This window comes from Mycobacterium sp. Marseille-P9652 (assembly GCF_902652685.1).
Taxonomy (GTDB): Bacteria; Actinomycetota; Actinomycetes; order Mycobacteriales; family Mycobacteriaceae; genus Mycobacterium.
Genome location: NZ_CACRUY010000098.1, coordinates 1 through 7,956, shown reverse-complemented (window position 1 = coordinate 7,956; position 7,956 = coordinate 1). Strand labels below are relative to the sequence as shown.

The 7,956-nt window shown below is 70.2% G+C and carries 4 protein-coding genes and 1 pseudogene; 4 read left to right on the top strand and 1 reads right to left on the bottom strand.

Annotated elements, in window-relative coordinates; all coding sequences use genetic code 11:
- The 3 genes and pseudogenes from GPY60_RS25860 to GPY60_RS25850 all read left to right on the top strand — a co-directional run.
- Positions 1 to 632, top strand: a pseudogene (locus GPY60_RS25860) (PE family protein); the annotation flags it as partial.
- A gap of 114 nt (positions 633 to 746) precedes the next feature.
- Positions 747 to 1,991 (top strand): cysteine--1-D-myo-inosityl 2-amino-2-deoxy-alpha-D-glucopyranoside ligase, encoded by a 1,245-nt coding sequence (gene mshC / locus GPY60_RS25855; RefSeq protein WP_156690543.1) that lies wholly within the window; start codon positions 747 to 749, stop codon positions 1,989 to 1,991.
- A 10-nt stretch (positions 1,992 to 2,001) separates the two neighbouring features.
- Positions 2,002 to 2,889, top strand: coding sequence for an SDR family oxidoreductase (locus tag GPY60_RS25850; protein WP_156690542.1), 888 nt, complete (start codon positions 2,002 to 2,004; stop codon positions 2,887 to 2,889).
- A 10-nt stretch (positions 2,890 to 2,899) separates the two neighbouring features.
- Here the strand turns inward: GPY60_RS25850 and GPY60_RS25845 are convergent, their stop codons facing one another.
- Positions 2,900 to 3,811: a PAC2 family protein gene (locus GPY60_RS25845; protein WP_156690545.1), complete on the bottom strand. Its 912-nt coding sequence runs from the start codon at positions 3,809 to 3,811 to the stop codon at positions 2,900 to 2,902.
- A gap of 348 nt (positions 3,812 to 4,159) precedes the next feature.
- Between GPY60_RS25845 and metH the strand changes: the two genes are divergently transcribed.
- The gene (gene metH, locus GPY60_RS25840) at positions 4,160 to 7,822 is read left to right on the top strand and encodes a methionine synthase (protein WP_231639837.1); all 3,663 of its coding nucleotides are present in this window, start codon (positions 4,160 to 4,162) and stop codon (positions 7,820 to 7,822) included.
- The last annotated feature ends 134 nt before the right edge of the window (positions 7,823 to 7,956 follow it).

Below are 7,956 nucleotides of genomic sequence, written 5' to 3'. Positions count from 1 at the left end.
GGGCGGGCGCGACGGGCGTGTCCGGGGCATCGCCGACGGCCGGAGGAAAGGGAGGCGCCGGCGGTGACGGGGGCGCCGGCGGTCAAGGCGGGTCTGCCCTCCCGGGTGGATTCAACGGCTCCGGCGGTGCCGGCGGCCATGGCGGCATAGCCGGGTCCGGTGGCGCCGGTGGCGCCGGCACCGGAACCAGCGGCGCCACCGGCGGCCAGGGTGGCGCAGGCGGAGCCGGCGGCGCGGGTGGCGCCGCCGGCAGCGGCGGCACCGGCGGCATCTTCGGCGCGGGAGGCGCGGGCGGCGGCGGCGGCCCGGCCGGCACCGGCGGCAAGGGCGACGTCAACTTCAACGGCGGAACGGGCGGTCAGGGCGGCCAGGGCGGCATCGGTGGCGACGGCGGCGGTAGCGGCGGCGGCAACGGCGGCGGCGGTGGCGCGGGGGGCACCGGCGGCGCCACCGCCGGCGGGACGGGCAAAGGCGGAAACGGCGGCATCGGCGGTGCCGGCGGCAACGGCGGCAATGGCCTGAGCGCGGTCGGGGGCATCGGTGGTAAGGGCGGCGTCGGCGGCCAAGGGACCGCGCCCGGTGGGGTCGATGCCGTCAACGGCAACAACGGCAGTAACGGCCTGAACCTGTAGCCCACGACTCCATGGTTCCGGCCCGTTAGCCAGCCGGGACACGACGGCCGTTCGGCCGATTCGGGCTCGGCCGTCGGAATTTCGCTGATTCCGCCCGCGTTTAGAGTCGACGATATGCAGGCATGGTCTTCCGCCCACGTCCCCGCTGTGCCGGGGCGTGGACCGGAGCTGCGCCTCTACGACACGTCCGACCGGCAGGTGCGCCCGGTGACGGCTGGGGCCAAGGCCACCATGTACGTCTGCGGCATCACCCCGTACGACGCCACCCACCTCGGGCACGCCGCCACGTATCTGACGTTCGACCTGGTCTACCGCCAGTGGCTCGACCTCGGCCACGACGTGCACTACGTGCAGAACGTCACCGACGTCGACGATCCGCTGCTCGAACGCGCCGAGCGCGACGGGGTCGACTGGCGTGAGCTCGCCGACCGGGAAGTCGCGCTGTTCGCCGAGGACATGGCGGCGCTGCGGGTGCTGCCCCCTCGGGAGTATGTGGGCGCCACCGAGGCGATCCCGGAGGTCGTCGAGCTGGTCGAGAAGATGCTGGCGTCGGGTGCGGCGTACGTGCTCGACGGCGAATACCCGGACATCTACTACCGGGCCGACGCCACGCCGCAGTTCGGCTACGAGTCGGGGTACGACCGCGAGACCATGCTGCGGCTGTCGGAGGAGCGTGGCGGCGATCCCCGGCGGCCGGGCAAGAGCGACGAGCTCGACGCGCTGCTGTGGCGGGCGGCGCGGCCGGGGGAGCCCAGCTGGCCGTCACCGTTCGGCGCGGGCCGTCCCGGCTGGCACGTCGAGTGCGCGGCGATCGCGCTCAGCCGCATCGGCAGCGGGCTGGACGTCCAGGGCGGCGGTAGCGACCTGATCTTTCCGCATCACGAGTTCACCGCGGCGCACGCGGAATGCGTGCGCGGGGAGCGGCGATTCGCGCGCCATTACGTGCACGCCGGGATGATCGGCTGGGACGGCCACAAGATGTCGAAGAGCCGCGGCAACCTGGTGCTGGTGTCCGCGCTGCGGGCGCAGGGCGTCGAGCCGTCGGCCATCCGGCTGGGTCTGCTGGCCGGACACTACCGTGCCGACCGGTTCTGGAGCGCCGACGTGCTCGACGAGGCGAACGCCCGCCTGCACCGCTGGCGCACCGCCACGGCGCTGACCGCCGGACCGGACGCGGCCGACGTCGTCGCGCGCCTGCGGCGGTACCTGGCCGACGACCTCAACACGCCCAAAGCGATTGCGGCGCTTGATGGTTGGTGCACGGATGCGCTGGAATACGGCGGCCACGACGCCGACGCGCCGCAGCTGGTGGCCGCGGCCGCCGATGCGCTGCTCGGCGTGGACATTCACCCGGGGTAGGTTCTCCGCCATGACGTCACTGCAGGGCAAGGTTGTGTTCATCACCGGCGGCGCGCGGGGCATCGGCGCCGAGGTCGCGCGCAGGTTGAGCAAGCGCGGCGCCAAGCTGGTGCTCACCGATCTCGACGCGGCCGAGCTGAAGGCACTCGCCGCCGAGATCGGGGAGGAGCGCGTCGAGACGGCCGTCGCCGACGTGCGCGACCTGCCCGCCATGCAGTCCGCCGCGGCCAGGGCCGTCGAACGCTTCGGCGGCATCGACGTCGTCGTGGCCAACGCCGGCATCGCCAGCTACGGATCGGTGCTGCAGGTCGACCCGGAGGCATTCAAGCGGGTGCTGGACGTCGACGTGCTCGGCGTCTTCCACACCCTGCGTGCCACCCTGCCGGCGGTGATCGAGCGCCGCGGCTACGCGCTCATCGTCTCGTCGCTGGCGGCATACGCGGCGGCCCCCGGTTTGGCCCCCTACAACGCGTCGAAGGCCGGCGTCGAAGCCCTCGCCAACGCGCTGCGCCTGGAGGTCGCCCACCACGGCGTGAGCGTCGGCTCGGCGCACATGTCGTGGATCGACACCGCGCTGGTTCGCGACACCAAGGCCGACCTGCCCTCGTTCGCCGAGCTGCTGACCAAGCTGCCCTGGCCGTTGAGCAAGACCACCACCGTCGACGACTGCGCGGACGCCTTCGTCAAGGGCATCGAGCGCCGGGCGCGCCGCATCTACTCCCCGCCGTGGGTGGGTCTCTTCCGCTGGCTCAAGCCGGTGCTGTCCACGCCGATCGGCGAGCTTCCCGTCCTGCGGCACACCGCCGAATTGGTGCCGCGGATGGATGCCGAGGTCGCCGCCCTCGGTCGATGCGTCAGCGCGTACACCCTCGGCCTGGAACCCCCACCGCAGGAGTGATCGCGGGCGCTCAGCGCCCGAAGCCGGGCCGGCGGCGGCGCAGGTAGCGCTCGAACTCGGCGGCCAGGGCGTCGCCGTCGATCTTGCCGAGGGCCTCGTTGACGTCGACCTCGGCGTCGCCGCGCTGTTCCAGCGACGTCACGTACTCGGCCAGGTCCTCGTCCTCGGCGGCCATCTCGGTGATCGCCTGCTCCCACTCCTCGGCCTGGGCCGGCAGGTCGGCCAGCGGGACCTCGACGTCGAGCACGTCCTCCACCCGGCGCAGCAGCGCCACGGTCGCCTTGGGGTTCGGCGGCTGCGACACGTAGTGCGGCACGGCCGCCCAGAACGTCACCGCCGGGATCCCCGCGGCCACGCACGCGTCCTGGAAAACCCCGGCGATCCCCGTCGGCCCCTCGTAGCGGGTCTCCTCGAGGCCGAAACGCTTGGCCGACTCGGGGGAGTACGCCGCGCCCGAGACGGGCACCGGGCGGGTGTGCGGGGTGTCGGCCAGCAAAGCGCCGAGGATCACGACGGTGTCGGCGTTCAGCTTGTCGGCGATGGCCACCAGCTCCGCGCAGAACGTCCGCCAGCGCATGTTGGGCTCGACGCCGTGCATCAGCACCACGTCGCGGTCGCCGCCGGGGGGCCGGCAGTGCGAGATCCGCATCGCCGGCCACACCAGCTCCCGGGTCACGCCGTCGACCTGCCGGATGACCGGGCGATTCACCTGGTAGTCGTAATACGCCTCGTCGTCGATCTCCACGATCGGATCGGCTTCCCAGATGACCTCGAGGTGCTCGAGCGCGTCACTGGCCGCGTCGCCGGCGTCGTTCCACCCCTCGAACGCCGCCACGACGATCGTGTTGTGCAGTTCGGGCAGCGCGGCGCCGCCGTCGGGATAGGCCACAGAATCAGCGTACGGCCTTCCCGCCGGTGCCATGGCGGGGCCGGGCATCCGATTGGCGCACCATCTTTGTGGTGGCGCGGCCCCGGCGAAATACGCTCGGCGTCAAACTGGTTAACCTGGGTAACTATCACCTCGCCGACAGGATCCGCGAGCTGTCGATCGCGGCGATGAGTTGGGCGTCCAGACGTCGGGTGACAACGTAGACTCTTCTGGTCGAGAGGCGTTGCAACGGATACGGCGTATCCGCCACGCTCGGCAGAGTCAAGGACGCCTTCCGTAACGGAAGGAACGCACGTGAACGCCACGAACCCGGACACTTTCGCGCCGAACATCCGTCCCGACTGCACCGACGAACTGACGGCGACCCTGCGGCGGCGAATCATGGTGATCGACGGCGCGATGGGCACCGCGATCCAGCGCGACCGGCCCGACGAGGACGGCTACCGCGGCGACCGGTTCACGGAGTGGCCGACCGCCCTGCAGGGCAACAACGACCTGCTCAACCTGACACAGCCGCAGATCATCGAGGGCATCCACCGCGAGTACCTCGACGCGGGCGCCGACATCCTGGAGACGAACACGTTCAACGCGAACGCGATCTCGCTCTCCGACTACGACATGGCGGACCTCGCCTACGAGTTGAACTACGCCGGCGCGGCCCTGGCCCGCAAGGCCGCCGACGAGTACAGCACCCCGGACAAGCCCCGCTACGTCGCCGGCGCCATCGGGCCGACGACGCGCACCGCGTCCATCTCGCCGGACGTCAACGACCCCGGGGCCCGCAACGTGTCCTACGACCAGTTGGTGGCCGCCTACCTCGAAGCCGCCAACGGCCTGGTCGACGGCGGGGTCGACCTCCTCATCGTCGAGACCATCTTCGACTCGCTGAACGCCAAGGCGGCGGTGTTCGCCGTCGAGACGCTGTTCGAGGAGCGGGGACGGCGCTGGCCCTTGATCATCTCGGGCACCATCACCGACGCCTCCGGCCGGACGCTGTCCGGGCAGGTCACCGAGGCGTTCTGGAACTCGATCAGGCACGCCAAGCCGATCGCGGTCGGCCTCAACTGCGCCCTGGGCGCGCCCGAGATGCGGCCCTACATCGCCGAGGTGTCGCGGATCGCGGACACCTTCGTCTCCTGCTACCCCAACGCCGGGCTGCCGAACGCCTTCGGCGAGTACGACGAGACCCCGGAGCGTCAGGCCGGCTACATCGCCGACTTCGCCGAGGCCGGCCTGGTCAACCTGGTCGGCGGGTGCTGCGGAACCGCGCCGCCCCACATCGCCGAGATTGCCAAGGTGGTCGAGGGCAAGCCGCCGCGTGAGGTGCCGGAGATCCCGGTGGCGACCCGGCTCTCGGGGCTGGAGCCGCTCAACATCACCGAGGACTCGCTGTTCGTCAACATCGGCGAGCGCACCAACATCACCGGCTCGGCCCGATTCCGCAACCTGATCAAGGCCGAGGACTACGACAGCGCGCTGTCGGTCGCCCTGCAGCAGGTCGAGGTGGGCGCGCAGGTCATCGACATCAACATGGACGAGGGCATGATCGACGGCGTCGCCGCGATGGACCGGTTCACCAAGCTGATCGCGGCCGAGCCGGACATCAGCCGCGTGCCGGTGATGATCGACTCCTCCAAGTTCGAGGTCATCGAGGCGGGCCTGAAGAACACCCAGGGCAAGCCGATCGTCAACTCGATCTCCCTGAAGGAGGGCGAGGAGAAGTTCGTCCGCGAGGCGCGGCTGTGCCGCAAGTACGGCGCCGCCGTCGTCGTGATGGCCTTCGACGAGCAGGGCCAGGCCGACAACCTGGAGCGCCGCAAACAGATCTGCGGACGCGCCTACCGGATCCTGACCGAGGAGGTCGGCTTCCCGGCCGAGGACATCATCTTCGACCCCAACTGTTTCGCGCTGGCCACCGGCATCGAGGAGCACGCGACCTACGGGATCGACTTCATCGAGGCCTGCGCCTGGATCAAGGAGAACCTGCCCGGGGTGCACATCTCGGGCGGCATCTCGAACGTCTCGTTCTCGTTCCGGGGCAACAACCCCGTCCGCGAGGCGATCCACGCCGTGTTCCTGTTCCACGCCATCAAGGCCGGCCTCGACATGGGCATCGTCAACGCCGGCGCGCTGGTGCCTTACGACTCGATCGACCCCGAACTGCGGGAGCGCATCGAGGACGTCGTCCTGAACCGCCGGGAGGACGCGGCCGAACGGCTGCTGGAGATCGCCGAACGGTTCAACAGCACCGACAAGGCCGAGGACCCGGCGGCGGCCGAGTGGCGCGGCCTCCCGGTCCGCGAGCGGATCACGCACGCGCTGGTGAAGGGCATCGACGCCCACGTCGACGCCGACACCGAGGAGTTGCGGGCCGAGATCGCCGCGGCGGGTGGCCGCCCGATCGAGGTGATCGAGGGCCCGCTGATGGACGGCATGAACGTCGTCGGCGACCTCTTCGGCTCGGGCAAGATGTTCCTGCCCCAGGTCGTGAAGTCGGCCCGGGTGATGAAGAAGGCCGTCGCGTACCTGCTGCCGTTCATCGAAGAAGAGAAAGAGCAGAACGGCACCGCAGCGGCGAAGGACACCAACGGCACCATCATCATGGCGACCGTCAAGGGCGACGTCCACGACATCGGCAAGAACATCGTCGGAGTCGTGCTGCAGTGCAACAACTTCGAGGTGATCGACCTCGGCGTGATGGTGCCGGCCGAGAAGATCCTGAACGCGGCGAAGGAGCACGACGCCGACATCATCGGGCTCTCCGGACTCATCACCCCGTCGCTGGACGAGATGGTCAACTTCGCCGTCGAGATGGAACGCGAGGGGCTGGAGATCCCGCTGCTGATCGGCGGCGCGACCACCTCGCGCGCGCACACCGCGGTGAAGGTGGCCCCGCGTCGCAGCGGTCCGGTGGTCTGGGTCAAGGACGCGTCGCGCTCCGTGCCGGTCGCGGCCGCGCTGCTCGACGACAAGCAGCGTCCCGCCCTGCTGGAGGCGACCGAGAAGGACTACGCGTCCCTGCGCGAACGGCACGCCCAGAAGAACGAGCGGCCGATGCTGACGCTGGAGAAGGCCCGCGCGAACCGGACGCCGATCGAGTGGGACGGCTACTCGCCGCCGACGCCCGCCCAGGGCCTCGGCGTGCGGGAGTTCCTGGACTACGACCTGGCCGAGTTGCGCGAGTACATCGACTGGCAGCCGTTCTTCAACGCCTGGGAGATGAAGGGGCGATTCCCCGACATCCTGAACAACCCGGCCTCGGGCGAGGCCGCCCGCAAGCTGTACGACGACGCCCAGCAGATGCTCGACACCCTCATCAAGGAGAAGTGGCTCACGGCCAACGGCGTGATCGGGTTCTTCCCCGCGAACGCGATCGGTGACGACATCGAGGTCTACACCGACGACACCCGCTCCGAGGTGCTGACCACGCTGCGCAACCTGCGTCAGCAGGGCGAGCACCGCGACGGCATCCCCAACCGGTCGCTGGGCGACTTCATCGCGCCCAGGGACACCGGCCTGGCCGACTACGTCGGCGCCTTCGCCGTCACCGCGGGGCTCGGCAGCCAGGAGAAGATCGCGGAGTTCAAGGCGGCGCTCGACGACTACAGCGCGATCCTGCTGGAGTCGGTCGCCGACCGGCTGGCCGAGGCGTTCGCCGAACGGATGCACCAACGGGTCCGCAAGGAGTTCTGGGGATACGAGCCGGACGAGCAGCTGGACAACGACGCGCTCATCGGCGAGAAGTACCGGGGCATCCGCCCCGCCCCCGGCTACCCGGCCTGCCCGGAGCACACCGAGAAGGTGACCCTCTGGAAGTTGATGGACGTCAAGGAGCGGACCGGCATCGAGCTCACCGAGTCGATGGCGATGTGGCCCGGCGCCGCCGTCAGCGGCTGGTACTTCTCGCACCCGCAGTCGCAGTACTTCGTGATCGGCCGGATGGCCCAGGACCAGGTCGCCGATTACGCGAGGCGCAAGGGTTGGACCCTGCGGGAAGCCGAGCGCTGGCTCGCCCCCAACCTCGGCTACAACCCGGAGGACTGACCTTTCTCCCGCGAGCGTGCGTTGCTCCTATGTCAAGGAGCAGGTTTAGGCAGCTGTTTGCAGTGCGGGGTGGGGGTGGTGGTCGGCTCGCAGTCGGGTGAAGACGACGCGCGCCAGGCGGCGTTTGAGGCAGC

Coding starts and splice junctions, on each gene's coding strand:
- mshC (WP_156690543.1), top strand. CDS start 747: ATGCAGGCATGGTCTTCCGCCCACGTCCCCGCTGTGCCGGGGCGTGGA.
- GPY60_RS25850 (WP_156690542.1), top strand. CDS start 2,002: ATGACGTCACTGCAGGGCAAGGTTGTGTTCATCACCGGCGGCGCGCGG.
- GPY60_RS25845 (WP_156690545.1), bottom strand. CDS start 3,811: ATGGCACCGGCGGGAAGGCCGTACGCTGATTCTGTGGCCTATCCCGAC.
- metH (WP_231639837.1), top strand. CDS start 4,160: ATGGTGATCGACGGCGCGATGGGCACCGCGATCCAGCGCGACCGGCCC.